Here is a 21912-nt window from a genome sequence, read left to right as displayed (position 1 = left end):
TTTCGCAAAGATTCAGAAAAAGGCCGGGCTTGCCAAAACTGCTCAACAGCAAATTTGTTTTTGGCCTGCTTTACAGAAAACAGCCTAAAAACGACCGCCTACGACGGTGGTTTCTTTGAGGATCTCCTTCTCCCCGTTCAGGCTGAACAGTTCTACTAACAGGATGTAATACCCAATGGCCGCCTTGGTTCCTTTGTCTGTGAGGCCGTCCCACTGCATCAGGTTTTCATTACCGGTCAAGGTGTTGTTAACCAGCTTGCGGACCTGTCTGCCGGAGGCATCATACACGGTCACGTTGGCCACGCTCCCTGACGATACGCCATTGAACTGCAGCAAGAGCACATCCTCTACCCCGTCGCCGTCTGGGGTGAACACTTTGGGTGTGAGTGTGAGTTTTTTGTTTTGAGTGGCGGTTGTCTGTGTTTGAGAGTTCAGGTAGCCCGGCGTGGCTCTCACTGCCGTGGCCGCCGAATGAAAGTTGGCCGCTACGCTTGGTCCGTTGAGTTGAATCCGCTCCAGAGAAATTCCCTCGGGGTCACGTATCAATTTAAAGTGCTGTTTAGCATTATAGGCCACTTCGTCCATCACGGTTTTATCTGGCACCAGAAGCACTACGTTTCCGGCATCGTCATTAAAAGACGGCAGAGACGTCATTTGCAAAAACGTCTCTGTTTTGGCGTTGGGGTAGTGCTCCAGCAGAATCTTGGCACTGGAAGTAAGCACCAGATAAGCATTGGGCGCCAACAGAAACGGCTGACTAGAGATGGTTCTAGCATTGGCAATTTCTCCTTTGTCTCGGTTGGCCAGTTGCCAGTTCTGCAGGTTCAGGTACTTGTCGGTGCGGTTAACCAGTTCCACAAAGTCTACGCCGCCGGTGCGGGGGTTGAACAGAATCTCATTGATGATCACGTCTCCCTTCAGCGCCAAAGATGGCAAAACCAGCGACACCATCTGTTGAGTGACATTGGTATTCCCGGCGCAATCTTTCATGCCCTGCACCGTCACCGCGTATCTTATATTTTCTCGCAAGGGCGCCTGTAAGGTCAACTCCACCTCGGTGAACGTGGCAGGCAACACGCGTACTTGCGTAACAACTACCTCTGGCGTTATCTTATACAAAGACAGTGAGGAAGCAGCCAAGCTATCTAGGGGTTCATCCAACCGAAGCAGCACCTTGTCTGGCGCAGTGGTGGTCGCTTGCAAGAATTGCGGAGCGGTCACGTCTTTCCCTTGCACCGAGTTTACTTTTCCTGGAGATCCGCCTCTTGGGTCTTCAGAGGCTTTCCAGGCAGCGGCTCCCGTACAAGTGGTGTTCACGTCTACCAGTTCCAAAGTCCAGCCTCCTTCCTTCTTCTGGTTATCTCTATACCACGCGTTGGTATAAATCACCTTGTCTAGCAACTGCCCTTGTGCATTGAAAAGCTCTACCTCGTCTCCGGTGTCGTTCAAAGACGGAAAACTGGGCAAACCCACCACTTCGCCAAATGGTTTGTACAAAGCCGTATCTGCGGCTGCGGTTACAATCACGTAGGCCCCGGGCTTTAACAGAAACGTGGGAAAGGTGGCGGTATTAGTGGTGGCGTCTGAGTATTTCCAGTTTTGCAGGTTAAAGGTCTTGTCGCTCAGGTTATGAATCTCGAAGAACTCGGCAGCGGGCAAATCTTGCAAAGGGTTCAGGTCAGGGTAAATCTCCGTGATGCGCACCTCACCGGGTTGGGCGATGGGGCTGTAGTCAAAAGTAGTCTGTAGATTTCTGGCGGTGTTTCCTTGTAGGTCTGTAATTTCTGCCATCTGTAAACGGTTGCTCCCTGTGGTAAAGTCTGAGGAAAAGGCAAGCCGTATGGTACTGGGGTCTACCAATTCAACAGCGTTGGGCAGTACCGCTCCGTTCAAGAGATAGTTCTGCAGGTTCTGTACCGAGGCCGCGGTGATAGGCTCAGAGAATTTTATTTCTAACGACCTTGGGCCGGCTACTTTAGTTTCTAAAAGAGCTGGCACGCCAATGTCCTTGATAGAATAATCATCGAAGTAAAACTTCTGGGCATTGGCTTGGCTGTAGGTGAAGCGCACACCGGTAAAGGCAGACGTGGGATAGCGGGCATCCTGCACCGTGCCTTGGCTCACGTAGTTCTGGCCAGTGGCGCCCATGTCCAGTTCTAAATTCCATAGGTTTGTTTCAGTTCTGGTGACGCGTACTCTCAGCACGTTATTGCTAGTGGCCACGGTTTTATCTGGACCGTTGATGATGCGTACCGCCGTGCCGCCGTCTTTGCGATAGAGGCTTACCTCGTCTTCGGTGCCCCCAATGCGCACAAAATAGCCTTGGTGCGCGCCTTTCAAGTCTTGGTTGTCTGAGGTGAGGTGGACCTCTGCGTAATTTCCCGAGGAAGTGGCAAAGGCCAGTTGCGCGTAGAACTCCCATTGCACCCCCACGGCCAGCGTGTTGGGCGTCATGAGTTGCAAGGTGGTGCCCGTCACGGCGGGGCCCTTGCTTTGCAACTGCTTGGCGGCGTTCACCTGAAAAGAGCCCGCATCACCCGTCCACGCGGGATTCTGCGTAAAATCACCGTCTGTAAACGTCTCCTGTAATTGGGCGCTAGCCGTACCGCAGAGGGCAAACTGTAGCATTATCAAAAGAAAGAGTTGCCGCATAGAATGACCATACTTTAAAAGTGCGTAAAAGTTGGTTTCTTTGCGACAGAGAAATTTCCGTTTTCTGCCTGATTCTCAGAAAACAAGCCAAAAACGGAAATCTACTCAGGCATGCGGCCTCAACAATAAAGCCCATGACCGACATTCATTTTTATAAGTTCACCTTACATGAAAGTAGCTGTAGTAGGCGCCACCGGCCTAGTGGGTGGCGAAATGCTGAAGGTGTTGGCCGAGCGCCAATTTCCGGTTGATGAATTATTGTTAGTGGCCTCAGAGCGTTCTGTGGGCCAGAAAATGTCTTTTGAGGGCAAGGAGTACACCGTCATTAGCATGGACGACGCCATTGCCCAAAAACCCGCCATTGCCATCTTCTCTGCCGGTGGCAGTGTGAGCAAGGAAATGGCGCCTAAGTTCGCTGAAGCCGGTACCACCGTGGTAGACAACTCTTCGGCCTGGCGCATGGACCCTACCAAAAAGCTGGTAGTACCCGAAATCAACGCTTCTGAACTGACCGCCACTGACAAGATTATCGCCAACCCCAACTGCTCTACCATCCAGATGGTAGTGGCCTTGAACCACCTGCACAAAGCGCTTAAAATCAAACGTATTGTGGTCAGTACCTACCAGAGCGTAACCGGCACCGGCAAGAAGGCAGTGGACCAACTTATGAACGAGCGCAACGGTAAAGACGGTGAAATGGCGTATGCCTACCAGATTGACCTGAACGTGATTCCGCAGATTGACGTCTTCACCGAGAATGGTTACACCAAGGAGGAGATGAAGATGATTCTGGAGACCAAGAAAATCATGGGCGATGATTCTATTCAGGTAACGGCCACCACGGTGCGCATTCCCGTGATTGGCGGTCACTCTGAGTCTGTGAACGTAGAGTTTGAGCGTGATTTCACCCTTGAGGAAGTATACCGCATCTTGCAGGAAACCCCGGGCGTGGTGGTAGTGGATGACGTTGCCAACCAGCAATACCCAATGCCCTTAAATGCCCACGGCAAAGATGAAGTGTTTGTAGGCCGCATACGCAGAGACGAGTCTCAGCCTAAGACTTTGAACCTATGGATTGTAGCCGATAACCTGAGAAAAGGTGCCGCTACCAACGCCGTTCAAATCGCGGAATACTTAGTAGAGAACAAGTTGGTGTAAGTATCAGGTTTAGATAAAAAGGGAAAGGCTACCAATTGGTAGCCTTTCCCTTTTTATGGCTGGTTCGTTATTGGTCTGTTTTCTGGAAAAGAGATTGAAAACGGTATTTCTGTTAATGAATCTGAACTCAATTAGTTAGATGAATTAGTATTTGTGTCTGCCTCATTACTAAGGAATTGGACCACTCTAACTTTACCTAAATTATTCATTGCTACTTCAGCTACATCGCAAACATCAGTATCCGGAATACAGGCTTCTATTCTAAAGACGTGTTCTCCATTCGAATACCTCTGGAAAGAAGTTCCAGTAAGTTGAAGTTCTGTATTTTTCTCGAATATGTTTTTAGATAGAATCGATTTGATATACTGTTTCTGATTTTTAAGTATGGTAACTTCAACAACCCTATTGTGACTATGTACAAGGAATTGACCCAAATCATCAGTAGCTGTATGAATTACAGCGCTGTCATTTAGGCTATAATTATTGGTTTTAATCAGAAAAGTATCCTTAAGCTGAACAACGGTGTCTTCTTCAAAAACATCATTGTCAAGCGGCCAATACTCTCGTCGAGTACTCTTGATTGAAGTTGATGAAGAATCATCCAATGCGGGTGAAACATTATCTGAATTTGATTGAGCCGCTCTAACTCCTACATCATTCTTTGAGTTGCAGGAAAGAAATACAATAGTGAAAAGTACAGTTAGGAAGAGCTTTATTTTCATTGAACATTTACTTTACTCACATCCTCCTATTTGTAGCCTACCCCTAATTCGCATCCTGCCAGATAATCCGCAAATCCTTCACTTCCCTATCAAAATCAGGGCAGGTTTCGTCACCGTTGAAGCAAAGCAGGTTGCCTTCGCAGTCATAGACGGAGTTGATGGAGTTGACGCCGGGCTCACAGCTACCAATCACGAAGACGCTGTGCCCGTTGTATTGGCCTTGCTGTACAAACTGGCAACGGTTAGAGCGTTCTAATTCCTGCACGCGCTCCTTCAGCCATTTAATGTTCTCAGTGGGTTTGACTACGTCACAGGTGCGGTTGACTTCTTCCAGTTCACAAGAAGAGAAAGAGATCAAAACAAGAAGGCACAGGAAGTACAGGTGTTTCATAGCAATGGGGTCTTTGCTGTATAGATACCCAAACTGGACGGTAGGTTGCTTTGGCCACGCACCTTTCTATCTATTTTCTGCAAACTACACCTTCACGCATAGAATGCCAAGCTTACTTTCTACTTTGCGCACGCGCTTGCCAAACGAAGAAAGCCGTTTTCGGCCTGTTTTCTGGAAAACAGGCCGAAAACGGCTTTTCAAATAAAAGACGGGTATCCTTATTGGTACTGGATGTACAACGGCACCGGCGTCAGCTTAAGCAGGTCTTTCGGGTCGTAGAGTTTCCAGCCGGGCTTCTTGGTGTCGTTCTTGTAGAAGATCTTGAAACCGGTGTACTGTACGGGCTCTTTCTTGATGTAGTCGTTGTAGGTGCTCTTCTTCAAGATGCGGTCTCCCCAGCCGTCCATGTGCATCACAAACTGAACATTTGGCCGTAACCTGATATTCTGGTAGTTGGTGACCATGCGTTGCGTGAAGCGGTGCACTACCAAAATCTTAGGTGGCAGGTTGTAGCGCTTGGCCACGTCTGCCAAGAAACCGGTGGCATAGTTAATATCTGCGGCATCCACCGTACCTACGCGTCTGCCTGGTATTCCGCCGTTCTTCATGGCAAACTCAGGGTCAATGCCCAGGTGCACCTGCGGCAGTTTCAGCCATTTCTCCAGCCTAGGAATCTCTTCTTGCAGAGTGCTTTGGCCTATTTGAATGTCCAGGAACACAATGGCGTTACGTTGCTTGGCCCAGGAGATGACAGAGTCGGCTACGTGGTCGCTCATGCGAAGACGGTACTTGCCGCCTTTGCCGGGCTGGCCCTGGGCCGTTACCACAATCACGTGCAAGGCAGGCTGTACGGGCGTGGCCGGGTCTACGGCGTTCCAGGTCTTCACCTCTTCGTCCAATTTTTTGAGCATTTGCTTAGGCGGCAGTTCGCCCAAAATACCCATGCGCTTAGACATAGGGTTACCGTAGTAGGCAATGATGCGTTTGTGCGGCAGAATGGCTTTGGTGGCCAAGTCTATGGAGTCTGCCTTGGCTTTGGCGGCCAGAGAGTCTGCTACTACCTTGGCCGCTTTAACCGAATCTGCGGCAGCCGCGGCGGCAATTTCTTTGTCTTGACGGGCCGTCTCCTCTGCGGCGGCTTTAGAATTACAACTGGTAAGGGTGGCTCCCCAGAGAAAGGCCAGGGCAAGGGCCCCTCCTAACTTCAACTTCATGGCCTGCTTTGATTTCATTTTGGTAGGTGCGGTAATCACAAGGGTAAACGAATGAGCAATGGATTCTGGAAGATACCGGTTTTCTGTGGATGTTCAGAAGCCCGCGCATGTTTTGTTTCCACTTTTTTGTTTTTAGCCTGTTTTCTGGAAATCAGGCCAAAAACGCCTCTTACATCTACATATTCCTATATACGCAGTATGGTGCAACATGGAACCGACTCTGGTATTTTTTGTCACTTTAACAAGGCAAGCCACGTACCAGATAAACGCGCCCGGCCACCATACAATCACCGCCGGGGCAGACGTTATAGTAAAAGACAGATTTTGCTGGATAGTCCATCTATATAGGAAAGACGCTATCTTTACAAGAGCACGGCACACCGGTGCCCTACAACCCCAGTACCTATGAAAAAACTCAACAGAGTCTTGTTGATTGACGACGACGAGATTACCAATTATATGAACCAGCGGGTCTTGAACAAGGCCGAGATTGCCCAGCAGATTGACGTGGTGCTCAACGGCGAGGAAGCCCTCAACTACCTCACCGGCGAAGCCCATGCCAACGCCAGCCTGCCTCTGGACCTGATTCTGGTGGACATCAAAATGTCTGTCATGGACGGCTTTGACTTTCTGGCCCAGTACCAGGAACTCCCCGACCACCACAAAGCCAAAAAGGTGTTCACCCTTTCCTCTTCGGCCAGCTTTTATGACCTGGAGAAACTGAAGGAGTTCCCGGACGTGGTGGGCTTCTTGTCCAAGCCCTTGACGCAGGCAGACGCCATGCACCTGGTCAATGAGCATTTCAGTTAACACAAAAAAAGGAGGCCCTCATAGCCTCCTTTTTCGTTTTTAGCCTGTTTTCCGGGAATTAGCCCGAAAACGGTTTACGCAAAATCTATTCTCTGCCTCTGCGCTCAGGGGCTTTAATCACAAACTCCTGCGTGGTCTTAGAGCCGTTGGCTTCTACCTCTACGGTGTATTTGCCAGGCTTCAGGTACAGGCTCTTGTTAGAAGCCGGAGCTACTTTCACGGCCTCGCCGCCTTTACGGCCTTCGTTCAAGGCTTGCTCATAAGCGGTTTGGTTGGCAGGTTCTACGGTTAAGTCATAGCCCACGTAATTCAAGCCTTTCTCGCTTTGATCTGTTACCTGCTTTAATACCTGGCCTTTGTCCGTTTTGATTCTGATGGTAGTGGTGCCAGCGTTGTTCACATAAAATGGCACGGTCAGGTTAGGCGTGAACGTGTCACCATAAGCACCAAATTTCTCTCCCCAACGCTCAGAGTACTGCGGCGCGGTCAACGCGAACATATGCACCGCCTTGCCTTGAATTTCTGAGGTCAACTGCTGTAAATGGGCAATGTTCCCAATAAACAAGGAGCGCCCGTGCGTACCCACCACCAGGTCATTCTCTCTTGGATGGATGGCCAAATCATGCACCGACACCGATGGCAAATCATCACCGCCCATTGCTTGGAATGTTTGTCCTTTGTCCAGTGACATGTACAGGCCGTTGTCTGTGCCTACAAAAAGCAAATTAGGGTTTTTAGGGTCTTCTTTAACTACGTTCAAAGGCTCTTTAGGCAGGTTCTTACCTAGTTGCTTCCAGTTCTTACCATAGTCCGTAGACATGTACAGGTACGGCGTGAAATCATCCCAACGGTAGCCGTTTAAGGTAGCATATACGGTGCCTTCGTTTTCATTCGAAGCCGAGATGGCACTGATCCACATGTCCTTAGGGAGCTTGTCAGAAATCTTGGTCCAGGTATAGCCACCATCGCGGCTTACATGGATTAGTCCATCATCTGAGCCCGTGTACAATAGGCCAAAACGCTTAGGAGATTCCTCAATCACCGTTAAGGTGCCGTAGCCCACGTCACCAGCTCTTCCGCCATTGGTCAGGTCACCAGACAGGGCTTCCATGTTCTCGCCCTTGTTCAAAGAGCGGTGGAATTTGTTAGACCCGAAGTACAGGACATCCTGGTTATGACGTGACAAGAGAATCGGGCTTTCCCAGTTGAAGCGCAACGGACGCTCACCCAATTGGTGCTTAGGCTGGATAGGCATGCGCTGGCCAGTGGCCTTGTTCAGCCTGAAGTAAGCGCCGTACTGTGAGCCGGTGTAAACCGTGTTGTTGTCCCTGAAATCTACCTGCACCATCATGCCGTCGCCACCGCCCAAACGCTGGTATGGGTAACGGCCGTTTTCGGTCCAGGCATTGCTGGCCTGGTAGGTGCTTGGTCCGCCCCAAACGCCGTTGTCCTGCAAACCGCCATACACGTTATAAGGCGTGGCCATGTCTACCGCCACAGAATAGAACTGCCCCAAAGCCTGCGAATTGGCTTTGAACCACGTCTTACCGTCATCATACGTAATATTCAAACCACCGTCATTGCCACTGATTAAGTGACCTTGCTTGGTAGGGCTCACCCATAAATCCTGATGGTCTGAGTGCACGTTGTCGCCTTCAATGTTCTTCCAGGTTTTACCCGCGTCCTCAGACTTGAGCAACGGCACACCCAGCACATACACATGGTCTGGGTTGATAGGCGATACTCTAATCACCCCGAAATAGTAGCCGTAGGTATAGTATAGGTCGTCAATGTAGCCTTCGTGGGTTTTCTTCCAGGTAAGGCCGGCATCGTCTGAGCGGTACACCTGCGCGCCCGTCACCGGGGTCTCAATCATGATAGAGTTGGCGTCTACCAAGAAATCCGACAATGCCACCGGTCTAATCTTATCCGTGCGCACCATCTCCTTCACAGAGCGGGCGGTATAGGTTCTCGGAAAGTTGTTGTCGTCTAAAAAGGTGTTGATGGTAGCGTCATCCAGCTTCAGGAAGTCTTCTTTGGTGAAGTCCTTGAACTGCTCCTTGCGCAGTTTGTTGGTGTTGCTGGCCACGGCCGGCTTCACGTCCTTGCGTAGTTCCTGGTTATCAACACTGGCATAGATGATCTTCGGGTTGCCCGGGAAGATGGTCAAGCCGATGCGGCCCACGCCTTCGCCGGATGGCAGACCGCCGTCCATTTTCTGCCAGGTCTCACCGCCGTTGGTGCTTTTGTACACGCCAGAGCCACTTCCGCTTTCCACGAAGTTCCAGGCCCGGCGCTCACGTTGCCACAAGCTGGCGTACAAGGTATTGGGGTTAGTTGGGTCAATGACCATGTCCACGGCGCCCGTGTTAGCGTTCCCGCCTTTCAAGACGTGCTTCCAGGTATTGCCGCCGTCGGTGGTTTTGAAAATGCCGCGCTCCTGGTTAGGTGAGTACAAGTGGCCCACCGCCGCCACCCAGGCCGTGTTCGGGTCTGTGGGGCTCAGGATAATACGCCCAATGTGATGTGACTCCGGAAGGCCTTTGTGTTGCCAGGTTTTTCCGCCGTCGGTTGACTTATAAATACCTACCCCAGAATACGAGGAACGGCTAGAGTTGCTTTCGCCAGTGCCTACCCAGATGGTGTTGGTCTTCCAGTCCACGGCAATGTCGCCAATGGTCATCACCGCCTGACGGTCAAACAAAGGCTCAAAGGAAATGCCGTTGTTGGTAGTATGCCACAGTCCTCCAGAGGCGTAGGCCACGTAGAAATTGGTGGGGTCTGTAGGCGACACGTCCAAGTCTACCACGCGGCCGCTCATCACGGTAGGCCCCACGTTGCGGAACGCGATGTTGCCGGCAATGGAGTTCTGCTGAAGTTTAAGCCGTTGCTGGTAGCCTTCTAAGCGCTCTTTGGCAGGCGTAAAGGGCGGCTGTTTTTCTTTGTTTTTCTGGGCGATGGCGGGTAGGCTCAAAAAGCCCAGCATCATCAAGGGGAAGAGTGGTTTGCGTAGCATCATGCCTTATGCGAAGACGTCTGTCTTTTGTTAGTTAGGTGGAGTTAGGATGCTTGAAAATAGAGGAAAAGCGGCAGTTAATAAAATAAGCGCCAGCGCTTTCTAAAAGAAAAGCCGTTTTTGGCCTGTTTTTAGGAAAACAGGCCAAAAACGGCTTTGGATATTGGTAGTTCCGTTGCCCTGGTTGGTGGCATCACCAACAAGCGAGACAGGCACCCTTTTCAATCAGAAACTGTATGTTACTTGTTCGTGATAACACCAACTAGGGCGGGCGTTCCTGCTACTTCCTTCAAGAAAGTAGTTGTTATAAGTTCTGTGCCACTTTACTTCTTGTCTGCCGGAGCAGGTGCAATCAATTTCTCCTGGTGTAACTCGCTGTGCCGAATCTGTCCGCCGGTTACGCCTGTCCAGGCCATGACACCGAAGGCTCCCAGGGTCACAAATAAGGTTACCACGGCCCACGTCTTAGGTCGTTGGGAACGGGAACTTCGGCTGGAAGTGGTCAGCAAGCCCATCAAGGCGGCGGCGCCGGCGGCTCCCATCGCCCACAGGGCAAACTCGGCGGCTTCTTCATGGGCCTCAATGTCATCATGGCGCACGCCCGGCAGATGCTCCACCACTTCCTCAGCGGCTTCACCGGTAAAGTAGGCCGGCATGGTCAGCAACGAAACGATTAAGATGGTGGTCATGCCCGCCTTCAGCACCGACACGCTTTTGGTGAAAAACCCAGAGGCCAACAACAGCGCCCCGAACAAGGAACCCAGAATAGGCAAGTGATTTAACAACAGATGATAATGGGCGTCATTCATACAAAAACCGGCAAGAAAAAGTAGCAGTAAAAGAAAGCCTAATACTACACATAAATAGCGAAACCACTATATACTTACCCCTTTTTCTACTTCGGCTTGTGAATGAATTTCAGTTTAGAACGAGTTCTGAGAGCGGTACTTCTGGGCGTTGGCCGGCGACAGTGTCTCTGCAAACTTGAGCAGGGCCTGCCGCGTGAGGGCCGTATTCTCAAACATGCCCATGTGCCCCACGTGGCCCAGGAAGTAGGTCATGCTATTCTCAGGAAGGTGGCACTGTTGCAGAGTAGCTTCTAGCGGTACGGCTGGGTCTTCTTTGCCCGCCATGAAGAACACCGGAATAGGCGTGGTTTTCAATACCTCGGTACGGTCTTTTCTGTCGCGCATGGCCTGCAGACAGCCAATGATGGTTTCTTGCGGCGTGGCCTTGCCAATGGTCTGCATCTTTTCAATGGCGGGCTGGCAGGACACTCTATTGCTCTCTGCGAACAGCGGGGCCACGAACGTCTCCATAAACTTGTCTACACCGTGCTTCTGGATGAACTCTACCGTCTTGTTGCGGCTTTCTTTCTTCTCCTCATTGTCTGCCAGCGCGCTGGAGTGGAACAGGCACAAGCCGTACAATAGGTCCGGAAACTGCTCGGCCACCGCCAGACTCACGTAACCGCCCATGGAATGGCCTACCAACAGGCACTTCTCCACGTTCAAGGACACCAGCGTCTCTTGTACTTGCCGCGCCTGGGCTTCCATAGAATAATCTTTGGGGAGTTCGCTTTCGCCGTGACCGGGCAGGTCTAGGGTGATGATCTGGAATTCATGTAAGAGCGGCTTCACGAAATCGGTCCAGACTTCCTTGCTTTCGCAGAAGCCGTGCAAGAAAACCAAGGTAGGACCGGTACCGGACTGGGTATGGGAAAGAAGATTGGGTGTCATAAGAATTCTGATTTTGACCTGTTTTACGGAAAAGAGGCGAAAAACGAAGAAGATTATTTACCTACTGTTCCTTGTTCTGCCGTTTCTTGGGGCTGGGCCTGGGCTTCTTGCAGGGCCTTGGTCTTTTTCTTGATGCTGTTGTTGGCCATTAAGGCGGTGATGATGGCTACAATAGGCCACTTCTCCAGCACCTCCAGATGGGAGATTGTTTCCTTCCAAGTGATGACCTCGCCGAACAATATCTTCTTAACCGGTATGTACAAATCGATGACCGTATAAATGACCACTACCAACAGCAGTGACCTACCAATAATGATGAGCTTTTCTTGTAGTGGTAGGGTTGGAAGTGGCGTATGTTCTGGCGTTGTCATTGGGTGAAGGTACAAATATTTCCGGACGCCGTTTTTGGTCTGTTTTGGGTAAAACAAGCTAAAAACGGGTTCTTACCCACTGCTCATCTTCTTTCTCTACCTTCCTGCTCTACCGCAAGTTTTTAACTTGTGGTCACTATAGGGCAAGTTTTCAACTTGCGTCTTACGCGCCCACAAACTTACGCAAGTTGAAAACTTGCCCTATTAAAAGCTCCAAGTTTAAAACTTGAAGCAGGCACGTAGCAACAGCATTTCATGTTTGCTACCAAGACACGATAACATACATTTCGATTCGCTGACACCACTTTTAGCCTGTTTCCCTTAAAACAGGCCAAAAACGAAAAGACCTCGCAGGTTTTAAAAACCTACGAGGCCTCCCTCAAATTATATCTTATTGGGAATTATACTCTTACCGGCACTTCCATCAGCTCGCGTACGGTTTGCTCAATGCCTTCTGGGTCAAAACCGCACAGGCGGTGCAACTCCAATTGCGAGCCGTGCTCTACAATCGTGTCTGGAATACCCAGGCGTTTCACTTGGGCATTGTAACCATGATCGGCCATGAACTCTAAGATGGCACTGCCAAAACCGCCTTGCAAACAACCGTCCTCTACCGTCACTACTTTATCATAGGTCTGGAAGATATGGTGCAGGAGTTTTTCATCTAATGGTTTGCAGAAGCGCATGTCATAGTGCCCCGGGCGCAGACCGTCTAGTTTTAAGTTCTTGCAAACGTCTACGGCATAATTGCCAATGTGCCCGATGGTCAGGATGGCTACTTCCTCCCCTTCTTGCACCGTACAGCCTTCTCCTACTTTTATTAGCTCCAGCGGAGTGCGCCATTCGGGCATCACGCCTTCGCCGCGTGGGTAGCGGATGGTAAACGGTCCCATGCCGTCTTGGCTGGCGGTGAACATAAGGTTGCGCAACTCCTGCTCGTTCATTGGAGATGACACCACCATGTTAGGCAGACAGCGCATGAAGGCAATGTCATAAGAACCATGGTGCGTCTGGCCATCGGCGCCAGCAAAACCGGCTCTGTCCAGCGTGAAGACCACGTGCAGGTTCTGCAGACACACGTCATGCACCACCTGGTCATAGCCGCGTTGCATGAAGCTGGAGTAGATGTTACAGAACGGCACCATGCCCTGCGTGGCCAAGCCTGCCGAGAACGTCACAGCATGCTGCTCCGCTATGCCCACGTCAATGGCGCGGTCTGGCATGGCGGCCATCATGATGTTCATGGAAGAACCACTTGGCATAGCCGGTGTCACGCCCATGATTTTAGGGTTCTGCTCGGCCATCTCCAACAGCGTGTGCCCAAACACATCTTGGTACTTAGGCGGCTGCGGCGTGGTGTGGTGTACTTTGTAGATTTCACCGGTGACTTTGTCAAACAGTCCTGGCGCGTGCCATTTGGTCTGCTCTTTCTCAGCCAGGGCAAAGCCCTTGCCTTTCACGGTCACGCAGTGGAGGATTTTAGGTCCGGGTATCTTCTTCAGGTCTTGCAAGACGCTGGCCAGATGATTGACATCATGACCGTCAATAGGACCGAAGTACCGAAACTTGAGGCTTTCAAACAAGTTGCTTTGCTTCAGCAAGGTGGCTTTGATGCCGCTTTCTACCTTAGAGGCAATCTGCTGGGCATTAGGCCCAAACTTGCTGATCTTGCCCAGGATGTTCCAAAGCTCATCGCGCACTTTGTTGTAGGTGCGGGACGTGGTGATATCGGTTAAATATTCTTTGAGCGCGCCCACGTTGGGGTCAATGCTCATGCAGTTGTCGTTTAAAACTACCAGTAGGTCGGCGTCTGAGGCGCCGCCGTGGTTGAGGGCTTCAAAGGCCATACCGGCCGTCATGGAGCCATCGCCAATCACGGCAATGTGGTGACGGTCAAACTCTTTCTTAATCTGCGAGGCCACGGCCATGCCTAGCGCCGCCGAAATGGACGTACTAGAGTGCCCAACGCCAAAGGCATCATACTCGCTCTCCTTGCGCTTCGGGAAGCCCGAGATGCCGTTGAGCTTACGGTTGGTGTGGAAATTGTCTCTTCGGCCGGTGAGGATTTTGTGGCCATAGGCCTGGTGCCCCACGTCCCAGACCAATTGGTCATAGGGCGTGTTGAACACGTAATGCAGGGCCACGGTCATCTCCACCACGCCCAAGCTGGCGCCGAAGTGGCCTCCATAGATAGACACATTGTCAATGATGAATTGCCGCAGTTCTTGGCAGACCTGTAACAACTGGTCCTCAGACAGCTTCCGCAGGTCGGCGGGCGAGTCTATTTTGGACAGTAATTCTCCGGGTTCAATGATCATATGTCTTTCTACTTAGCAAAATCTTAACCAATGAGGTGGCCAAATGTTCTGGTTTCCCCAAAAAATGTAAAAATAGCAAAAATTCTTATCCCTCTTGCCAAGCCGCCCGCGTTGCTTATTTCTCCTCTACGAAAAATAGACGTTTTTGAATAAAAAGCCTGCTTGCTTGTAGCGCAAAAGGAAACGTGTACAACATCAACGGAAAAACCGGCACTGTGTACCTAGACGCGCCCACCGGTCCTGTTAGCCCCGCTACCAACAAAATGACTCCTAGCAACAGCACCTTTTCATAGACCGCAACCCGCTTATTTAACGCGAAGAGAACTAAGGATGCCACCTTCAACAGATTGGCCAGCACCAGAAGAACCAACGCCAGCAAGAAGAAGAAATTGTAATCCTTGAAATACTTGAATAAGCCACCGTAGCCTTCGGTTTGCAAATAACTGCTCAGTCCCGGCCCTTTCTTGATATCCACCCCAAAATAATGCACCAGATCATAGCGTCCCGGGTCCAGAAAGAAATGCACCATGCCTAAAAGGTGGTTCTGCGCATACGTCACCGGTGAATTTAACAACACCTCTACGCTAGCTTTTCTGATAAATTTTTGCCGTTCGGCAAAGGATGGCTGTTGGTCGGCGTTGGTTTCTAAGGCAGTCAAGGCGCTGTCTGCGTAAGCGTAGCCGTGCTCCTTCTCCCAAACCCCAAAGGCATTGTACTGCCGCAGATTTATTTCTTGGATGCTGGAGAAATGGAAATAGCCCGTTCTGTGCTCATTGTATTTTTGGTAGCCAACCGCTACCGCAAGTGGTAGCACTGCATAAAGTAGCAAAAGCGCTCTTTTCTGTTTAAAGCTTAAAAAGACTCCCCAAGCTAGAAACAGAAAGGTGAAAGGATAGAACAAGGGCTTGGTGAGCATGGCTACCATCAAAAAGAAGCCGGCCACCAAAAAATAATGAGGCTGTCCTTTGCGGTTGAAGTGCAGAAGCGCCACAAAATAACCCAGCAACAAGGCCTGCACCAGCATCTCAGACATGACTATGTTGGCGTAAATGACTTGCGCCGGATACAATACTACTGCCGCCAGCAAAAGCACAGGATACTTTCTTTGCAATAGACTCTCCAGCCATAGCCGTTGCACCGTGTACAAAGTGACCAGACTTAGAACTGCCTGTGCCAAAAAAACACCCCAAACGCTATTAGAGAATTGTTGCCAGAGTAAGATAAAGAGTGGGTATCCCGGTGGCCGAAGCGTAAAGCCTTCCAGAATAAATGGTGCTTGCCAGACAGCGCTGTAGATTTCTCCGTGCTCACGCAGGTTCTGGGCTACATTCAGGTATTGCTGAGAATCGGTGAGGAGATAGGCTTGTTGGTGCAGTTGCCAAAAGAAGCCCGCTACGTGTAGCAATACCAACACACCCCAGACCCATTTCTGGTTTCTAGACTCTCTGGTTGATGAAAAAGTTGTAGTGGAGGTCAATCTGGGCTAAGCTAATTTTTAGGGAAAGCAAGGTAGCCAGAATTAGGCAGTCTCCGGTTTTCTGCTTCGTCTTCTTTTTTTTGCCTAATTTTATGTCTTGAAGCCTTAGAAGCAAAGGGGTTTCTATAGGATGCAGACTCGTTTTTGACCTGTTTTCCAGAAAAGAGCCCAAAAACGGTGCTGGCACTTAAAACGCCTTTCGCCTGAACCCACTTCTAACCGAGCTTCCACCGTAAGACGTAGCAGAACAGAATTCGTGAGTTTCGAGATAAAATTATCGCTTTTTGAGGGCCCCTTTGACTTATTGCTCTTCTTTATTGAGCGTGATGAGCTGGACATTCATGATATTCCCATCTCGCAGATCACCAATGACTTTGTAGGCTACATACGTCAGCTGGAGACCATGAACATGGAAGTGGCCAGCGAGTTCATCCTCACCGCTGCCACCCTCATGCGCATCAAGGCCAAGATGCTCTTGCCCCGTTTTGAGAAAGACGAGCAGGGCAATGAGATTGACCCGCGCCAGGAACTGGTCCAACACCTCTTGGAATACAAGCGCTACAAAGAAGTATTAGGCGATTTAAGTCTTTTAGAAGACGTACGACTGCAACAGGAGCGCCGCGGCAATACGGATGAGGAACTAGGCAAGATTGCCGCCAAGCACCAACTGGAGTACGAGCTCAAGGACCTCAACCTCTACCACCTCATGCAAAGCTTTCATAAGGCCATGCAGCGCTACGAGGAAGAGCAGAACCGGCCCAAGCACACCGTCTATACCTATCCCTACACCATAGACCAGCAACGCAACTACATCAAGCACCGGGTGAGCGCCCAGGGTGCCGTGCAGTTCACAGACATATTAGAGGCCTTCCCCGACAAGATTGGCCTTATCTTTAACTTTCTGGCGATTTTAGATTTGCTCCAGCTCAATGAGATTGGCTTGGAGATTGGCGATGGGTTTAATAATTTCCGCATCGTGCCCTTTTCTGATACCCAGCACCTGACCGTCTCTGAAACCAATGGATCTGAATAGAAAGAAACTTCTCTCCTACTTCACGCCGCAGCGCATTCTCATTCCGGTGGTGATTGGCTTGAGCGTGATTGGGTACATGTTCTACCGGGACAGCGCCCAGATGGACTTAACGCCGCTCTACAACGCCAAGCCGTTCTGGCTCTTTATGACGTTTCTGGTGCTGGTGGTGCGGGACTTCGGGTACATTTACCGCATCAGGTACGTGACGGAGAAGTTCTTGAGCTGGCGCAAGAGCGTGGACGTAATCATGCTCTGGGAGTTTGCCTCTTGCGTGATGCCCTCTGTAGTAGGCGGGTCAACCGTGGCTGCTTTTATTTTGAACAAGGAAGGCCTAAGCTTGGGTAAGTCTTTGGCCTATGTGATGGTGACGGCCATGCTGGACAACCTGTACTTTATTGTGGCCGTGCCGCTGGTGTTCTTGATTACCGCCGGTGACATCTTCCCGCAGGTTTCTGCCATGGAATTCTCCGTGACGCAGAGTTTAGAGATTGCCTTTGTAATCAGCTACCTGCTCATTGCTTTCTATGCGTTCTTGATGGCCTATGGCCTGCTCATCAACCCGAAGGCCGTGAAACGCCTTTTCTTACGCGCTACCTCGTTTAAATGGACGCGTCGCTGGAGACCGGGCGCCTACAAGCACGGCAATGAACTGGTATGGGCTTCGCAGCATTTGAAGGGCAGCACGTTCAGTTACTGGATGAACGCCGCCCTGAGCACCGCCTTTGTCTGGACTGCCCGCTACTTTGTCATTAACTGCCTCATTGCTGCTTTCACAGACATAGGCTTCCATGACCACGTGCTCATCTTCTCTAGAAACATGGTCTACAAAATTGTCTTGCTAGTAGCCGTGACGCCGGGCGGTGCGGGTATTGCTGAGGTGGCGTTCCCTACGTTCTTCGGGCAGTTCTTGGGCCGATTCACCACGGTGATTGTTTTGCTGTACCGCGTGGTGACGTATTACCTGTACCTGATTCTAGGTTCTTTCTTCCTGCCTCGCTGGGTATTGCGCGTCTTTGGCGAGCATCCGCAGGACGACGAGGACGATGTTTAAACCCTTGCCTCCGTTTTTGGCTTGTTTTGGGTAAAACAGGCCAAAAACGGAAGGTTATCTTTTCTTCTACCTTTTCTCCTTACTCATGCGGTTTTTAAAAGCCTTTGTCTTGTTGGCGCTTCTGGTAAGTACTTTTACCTCTTCTTTTGCGCAGACAACGCCCACTGATGCCCCTAAGCCGTGGGTGCAGACCTCTTTTCATGGACTCTCCTTGCTGGCTCCCATGGCCTTGCAGAAAATGGAGATTCCGGTGGCCCCAGAGCAGAAGGCCATGTTCCACTCCATGGAGGCCCACATGGGCAACGGTGGCGATTACATGATTTACAGCATGTACATGCACGCCAAAACCACCCAGGTCAGTATTCAAGGTAGTTTACAAGGCGCCATTCAGAATGCCGTCACCCAGCTGCAAGGCACTGATTTCCAGATTGAGTTCATGGAATTGAACCAAGAGAAAAGCGCTCTGCTGGCCACTGCCACGTTCACCAGAGGTACAGACAAGATGATAGTAAAAGGCTACGGCTTCACTGACCAGAAAGGCAAGGCATATATTGTAGCTGGTTTTGGCGAGGACAACCTTAAGATGCACAATACCTTTACCCGTCTTTTGACTAGCATCAAAGTGCAGTAAAGAAGAAATGCTTTAAAGCGAAAAGGCCTCCTGATAAGCAGAAGGCCTTTTTTATGGACAACCTATTTGGTAAAGGAGACACAAAACCTTGACTTTGCAAGATTACATGGGGATTGTTTTATCACCACGCAGGCGATCAGGCAATCATTCCCGGCCCTTTTTTCAGTGAAAAAGCCACCATTGGTGATGGGTGACCGGGTAGTAAGTTTGGTTTATGGCAAGTTTCTGGCCAGGCGTTTCAGGTAGACTAAGTTTTAGTTTTTTACGTATCCAGAGAATAGTCTAAAATCTATGGACACGAATTAAACTACTTTGTCAACCCTAATCCAATTGCTATGGAAACGACAGCAAATAGATCAACTGCCCCCACCCAAAGAATTGGTGTCCGCTACGGTGTGCTTTCGGCCTTGGCCATGATTATCTATTTCATTGTCATTAACCTGCTTGACCTGCAAGACAGTGAATTGGTGCGCTTTGGCAGTAATATCTTTATCATAGGAGCAGTGGTGCTGGCCATTAGGTCGCTCAAGAGAAACTATGAAAACCGCAATAGGCAGACGCCTTACCTACCCGGTCTGGCCATCGGGTTTCTGGTGGGGTTGATTGGCTCAGCCCTCTTTGCAGCCTTCATCCTGATCAATGCCATCTTCCTTGACCCTGACTATGCAGGCGTTTTGGCCACCCAAGACTATTACGGGATTCAACTGCCCCTTATCATGGTAGCGGGATCTGTTGTGATTTTGGGGACGGCCACGGGCGCTATGACGGGCTACATTTTAATGATGGCGTTTGACAATTCTGGCGGGCAGTTTAGCAAGGATGCTTAACATCTTTGTCATTTCCTTAAAAACGTTTTCGGCCTGTTTTCTGCAAAACAGGCCGAAAACGGCACTACCCTGACGGCACAAGCTGTAAAATAAGCGTCAAAAGAGTGACGTCAAGCTTTGTCGCTTTGCCTTCTACGTAAGAAGTATCTTCTCTCAGTAAGCCGCCTTGGTCAGATCCTGTTGGTGAGGCTTTCCTCTGGGCACTTGCAAAGACAAGGTCATCTTTATCTCCTCATTAGATTCCAGCGGCTCCCATTTAGGCATTTTTCTGGCTGCCTTGAGCACGGCGCTGTCTACATCACTTCGTACGGACTTCACAATCTCAAAATTTGTCAAGGAGCCATCTGGCTTGACCACGAAGCAAAACACAACGTTGCCAGAAATGTGCGCCTTTCTGACCGCCACCGGAATCACCAGGTTTCTGTACAAAAAGTCTTCCAGCACCTGGTCGCCGCCCGGGTAGACGGCCATCTTTTTGCTGACGGCCATTCTCTTTCCATACTTCTTATAGTCCTTCACCCCGGCCTCTATGCGCACGGCCAACTTATTCTCCTTGGGTGGAATGGGGCAGGAATAGCCGTCACTGTAGGCGCAATACGGATTATAGGCTTTGTTAAAATCTACCCACACGCTGTCTTCTCCCATGGGAATGGCAAAGTCCAGGTACCGGCCGGTGGCATACGTTTCTTGCCCGGTGGTAGCATCTGTGAACGGAATGAACAGGTAGTTGGCGTACTGTACCTGTTTCATGAGGTCCTGGTTCTGATAGGCGTTCAAGGCTAGTTGCTGGCCGTTCAGGCTAAAGTGAAGTTCGCCGTACTTGACGTATTCTGGCGTGCGCGGGCCGGTGGTGGGCATTTTAAAAACCCCTTCATTGGCGGTGCGCACAAACTTGGCCTTAACACGGTAGGCTTCATTGATTGGATAATACTCCAGGGCTGCGAACGTGGCTTTGTCCTCTGGCGTGAGCGGGGATTTCTCACCGTGCTTGAACACGCTGTCCTCTTGGGCGCGGTGCTTTAAGATTTCTTGATGGTACGTGGAGGAGGTTTGCGCTTGCACCCAAAACGGCAAAAGCACTAATACTAGCAGGGGAAAATATCTTTTCATAAAAACGCATTTGGAACCTAATCAAAGTTACAAAATCAATAGTCATCTCCCCTCTTGCGTTTTTGCCCTCTTTTCGCTAAACCAGCCCAAAAACAAATAGAACAGGTACTACTTACCAGAATAAGCTTACAGCAGGTGTCTTAGTATTTGATAGATACCCTATAAGGAATAGTATACTTAACGCTCACAGCCCTGCCATTCTGTATACCTGGGTACCAAGTGGGCATAATCTTGAATATGCGGATCACTTCTTGGTCAATGCTAGGAGTGAAGGACCTTTCTACTTTAATATTAGCTACTTTGCCTTCGGATCCTACTGTCATAGAGAGTACTACGGTGCCATCCATACTTTCTCGCCTTCTAGAGACATCTGCAGGAACCCTAAAGTTGTCACGTATGAATTTGTACAAGGCTGCCATTCCTCCTGGAAATTCCGGCATCTTCTCCACATTTTCTGTATAAGTGATAGACTCTAAGATAGCAGGTAGAAGATGCTCTTTCCGTAAAATGTACCTAACAGCTCGCTCTTTCGTTAGAAAGGAAGGACTTGGGTTAAGGGCTTCGGCATGGTAGACAAAGTCAAACGTCCCTATCTTGGGATTCTCCTTTTCTATGTAATTGCTGGAGGGCCGGCCAGTAAATACGTCAAAAAGCTTTCCTTCTTTTAGTACGCCAGCTTCAAACAGTTCCTCAAACACCGACTTACCGTTTTTCTGAGTAGCCTTCCATTGACCAATTCTCTTGCCTTCTTTCCAGTTACCGGTAATGTTTACTGTAAAGTCTATGCCTTTTATCTGAGCCCGCATCTTGGAGTACCAAGGGCCCGTGCCATCCTTCACTAGTTGTTGCCCGGTAGTATCATAGAAAGCTAGAACCTTAAAGTCTCCATTCTCCAGGTATTCAACGGTCTGCCAAGGCTTGCCCGAGGCGTAATAGTATTCCCATGTACCCACGGGCTTGTCTTTCAGGAAAATGCCGCGCTGCTCTAATTTCTTGTTGGAGTAACTGGTTTGGAAGGCTCCGTCTTTGCCCGTCTCTAAGTAATTCACCTGCAGTAGCGGTGTGCCGTTGGCGTAAAAATCAGTGACCTTGCCCATGAATTTCAGCCGAACGGTGTCCAAGCTACCCACTCGTATAAAAGACGCCTTCTCTTTGACAGTCACCTGCCAGTTTTGGTCATAAAACATAGTGACCGGTACCACCTGCGGATTTATTTCTTGGGCAATGCTCCTATTCCCCAGAATGAGAAAGAAGATCAGCACCCACACAAAACGAAGATTCATGATGGGATATAAATATGGAATAGATAGCCTAAAGATAATCAACCATTCCGTTTTCAGTCTGTTTTCACAAAACCAGCCCAAAATCGGCAGGCACAAAAAAACGCCTGAC

18 protein-coding genes are annotated in these 21912 nt (G+C 50.0%); 6 read left to right on the top strand and 12 right to left on the bottom strand.

The genetic code is table 11. The features are described from left to right. Positions 1-84: 84 nt before the first annotated feature. Positions 85-2628, bottom strand: coding sequence for a lamin tail domain-containing protein (locus ABD880_RS16145; protein WP_345168399.1), 2544 nt, complete (start codon positions 2626-2628; stop codon positions 85-87). 192 nt (positions 2629-2820) lie between these two features. On the opposite strand from ABD880_RS16145, the gene ABD880_RS16140 reads away from it, so the two are divergent. Continuing rightward, positions 2821-3810: an aspartate-semialdehyde dehydrogenase gene (locus ABD880_RS16140; protein WP_345168398.1), complete on the top strand. Its 990-nt coding sequence runs from the start codon at positions 2821-2823 to the stop codon at positions 3808-3810. 131 nt (positions 3811-3941) lie between these two features. On the opposite strand, the gene ABD880_RS16135 is transcribed toward ABD880_RS16140, so the two are convergent. The 3 genes from ABD880_RS16135 to ABD880_RS16125 form a co-directional block, all read right to left on the bottom strand. Next, positions 3942-4532, bottom strand: a complete 591-nt coding sequence (locus ABD880_RS16135) for a hypothetical protein (protein WP_345168395.1) — start codon at positions 4530-4532, stop codon at positions 3942-3944. A 43-nt stretch (positions 4533-4575) separates the two neighbouring features. After that, positions 4576-4923 carry a DUF6970 domain-containing protein gene (locus tag ABD880_RS16130; RefSeq protein ID WP_345168394.1) on the bottom strand — a complete coding sequence of 116 codons (348 nt, stop codon included), beginning with the start codon at positions 4921-4923 and terminating at the stop codon, positions 4576-4578. Positions 4924-5141: 218 nt separating this feature from the next. After that, the gene (locus tag ABD880_RS16125; RefSeq protein WP_345168392.1) at positions 5142-6155 is read right to left on the bottom strand and encodes a hypothetical protein; all 1014 of its coding nucleotides are present in this window, start codon (positions 6153-6155) and stop codon (positions 5142-5144) included. 387 nt (positions 6156-6542) lie between these two features. On the opposite strand from ABD880_RS16125, the gene ABD880_RS16120 reads away from it, so the two are divergent. After that, complete coding sequence (locus ABD880_RS16120; RefSeq protein WP_345168391.1) at positions 6543-6947, top strand: response regulator; 405 nt, start codon at positions 6543-6545, stop codon at positions 6945-6947. A gap of 85 nt (positions 6948-7032) precedes the next feature. On the opposite strand, the gene ABD880_RS16115 is transcribed toward ABD880_RS16120, so the two are convergent. From ABD880_RS16115 to ABD880_RS16090, 6 genes are all read right to left on the bottom strand, one after another. Beyond that, positions 7033-9966 carry a VPS10 domain-containing protein gene (locus ABD880_RS16115; RefSeq protein WP_345168389.1) on the bottom strand — a complete coding sequence of 978 codons (2934 nt, stop codon included), beginning with the start codon at positions 9964-9966 and terminating at the stop codon, positions 7033-7035. 320 nt (positions 9967-10286) lie between these two features. Next, on the bottom strand, positions 10287-10772 hold the full coding sequence (locus ABD880_RS16110; protein ID WP_345168387.1) for a hypothetical protein: 486 nt from the start codon (positions 10770-10772) through the stop codon (positions 10287-10289). 114 nt (positions 10773-10886) lie between these two features. Continuing rightward, positions 10887-11702 (bottom strand): alpha/beta fold hydrolase, encoded by an 816-nt coding sequence (locus tag ABD880_RS16105; RefSeq protein WP_345168384.1) that lies wholly within the window; start codon positions 11700-11702, stop codon positions 10887-10889. A gap of 53 nt (positions 11703-11755) precedes the next feature. After that, on the bottom strand, positions 11756-12073 hold the full coding sequence (locus ABD880_RS16100) for a hypothetical protein (protein WP_345168381.1): 318 nt from the start codon (positions 12071-12073) through the stop codon (positions 11756-11758). Positions 12074-12474: 401 nt separating this feature from the next. Continuing rightward, positions 12475-14391 carry a 1-deoxy-D-xylulose-5-phosphate synthase gene (gene dxs, locus ABD880_RS16095; RefSeq protein WP_345168378.1) on the bottom strand — a complete coding sequence of 639 codons (1917 nt, stop codon included), beginning with the start codon at positions 14389-14391 and terminating at the stop codon, positions 12475-12477. 115 nt (positions 14392-14506) lie between these two features. After that, positions 14507-15868 carry an ArnT family glycosyltransferase gene (locus tag ABD880_RS16090; RefSeq protein ID WP_345168376.1) on the bottom strand — a complete coding sequence of 454 codons (1362 nt, stop codon included), beginning with the start codon at positions 15866-15868 and terminating at the stop codon, positions 14507-14509. Positions 15869-16124: 256 nt separating this feature from the next. On the opposite strand from ABD880_RS16090, the gene ABD880_RS16085 reads away from it, so the two are divergent. The 4 genes from ABD880_RS16085 (at position 16125) to ABD880_RS16070 (ending at position 19410) form a co-directional block, all read left to right on the top strand. Then, positions 16125-16901, top strand: coding sequence for a segregation and condensation protein A (locus ABD880_RS16085; protein WP_066508446.1), 777 nt, complete (start codon positions 16125-16127; stop codon positions 16899-16901). After that, complete coding sequence (locus ABD880_RS16080) at positions 16888-17952, top strand: lysylphosphatidylglycerol synthase transmembrane domain-containing protein (protein WP_066508444.1); 1065 nt, start codon at positions 16888-16890, stop codon at positions 17950-17952. The genes ABD880_RS16085 and ABD880_RS16080 overlap by 14 nt, the downstream gene beginning before the upstream one ends. Before the next feature lie 85 nt (positions 17953-18037). Next, a complete protein-coding gene (locus ABD880_RS16075) occupies positions 18038-18583 on the top strand; it encodes a hypothetical protein (protein WP_345168370.1) in 546 nt (181 codons plus the stop codon). A 335-nt stretch (positions 18584-18918) separates the two neighbouring features. Next, positions 18919-19410, top strand: a complete 492-nt coding sequence (locus ABD880_RS16070; RefSeq protein WP_345168367.1) for a DUF4199 domain-containing protein — start codon at positions 18919-18921, stop codon at positions 19408-19410. Positions 19411-19563: 153 nt separating this feature from the next. Here the strand turns inward: ABD880_RS16070 and ABD880_RS16065 are convergent, their stop codons facing one another. Further along, a complete protein-coding gene (locus ABD880_RS16065; protein ID WP_345168364.1) occupies positions 19564-20520 on the bottom strand; it encodes a TonB family protein in 957 nt (318 codons plus the stop codon). Between the two features lie 140 nt (positions 20521-20660). Then, entirely contained in the window at positions 20661-21803 is a 1143-nt protein-coding gene (locus tag ABD880_RS16060) for a TonB family protein (protein ID WP_345168362.1), read from the bottom strand. Positions 21804-21912 lie beyond the last annotated feature (109 nt).

Origin of the sequence: Nibribacter koreensis (assembly GCF_039541795.1) — a bacterium.
Taxonomy (GTDB): domain Bacteria; phylum Bacteroidota; class Bacteroidia; order Cytophagales; family Hymenobacteraceae; genus Nibribacter; species Nibribacter koreensis.
The sequence above is the reverse complement of the archived record's forward strand: the minus strand, read 5'-3'. Positions and strand labels throughout refer to the sequence as shown.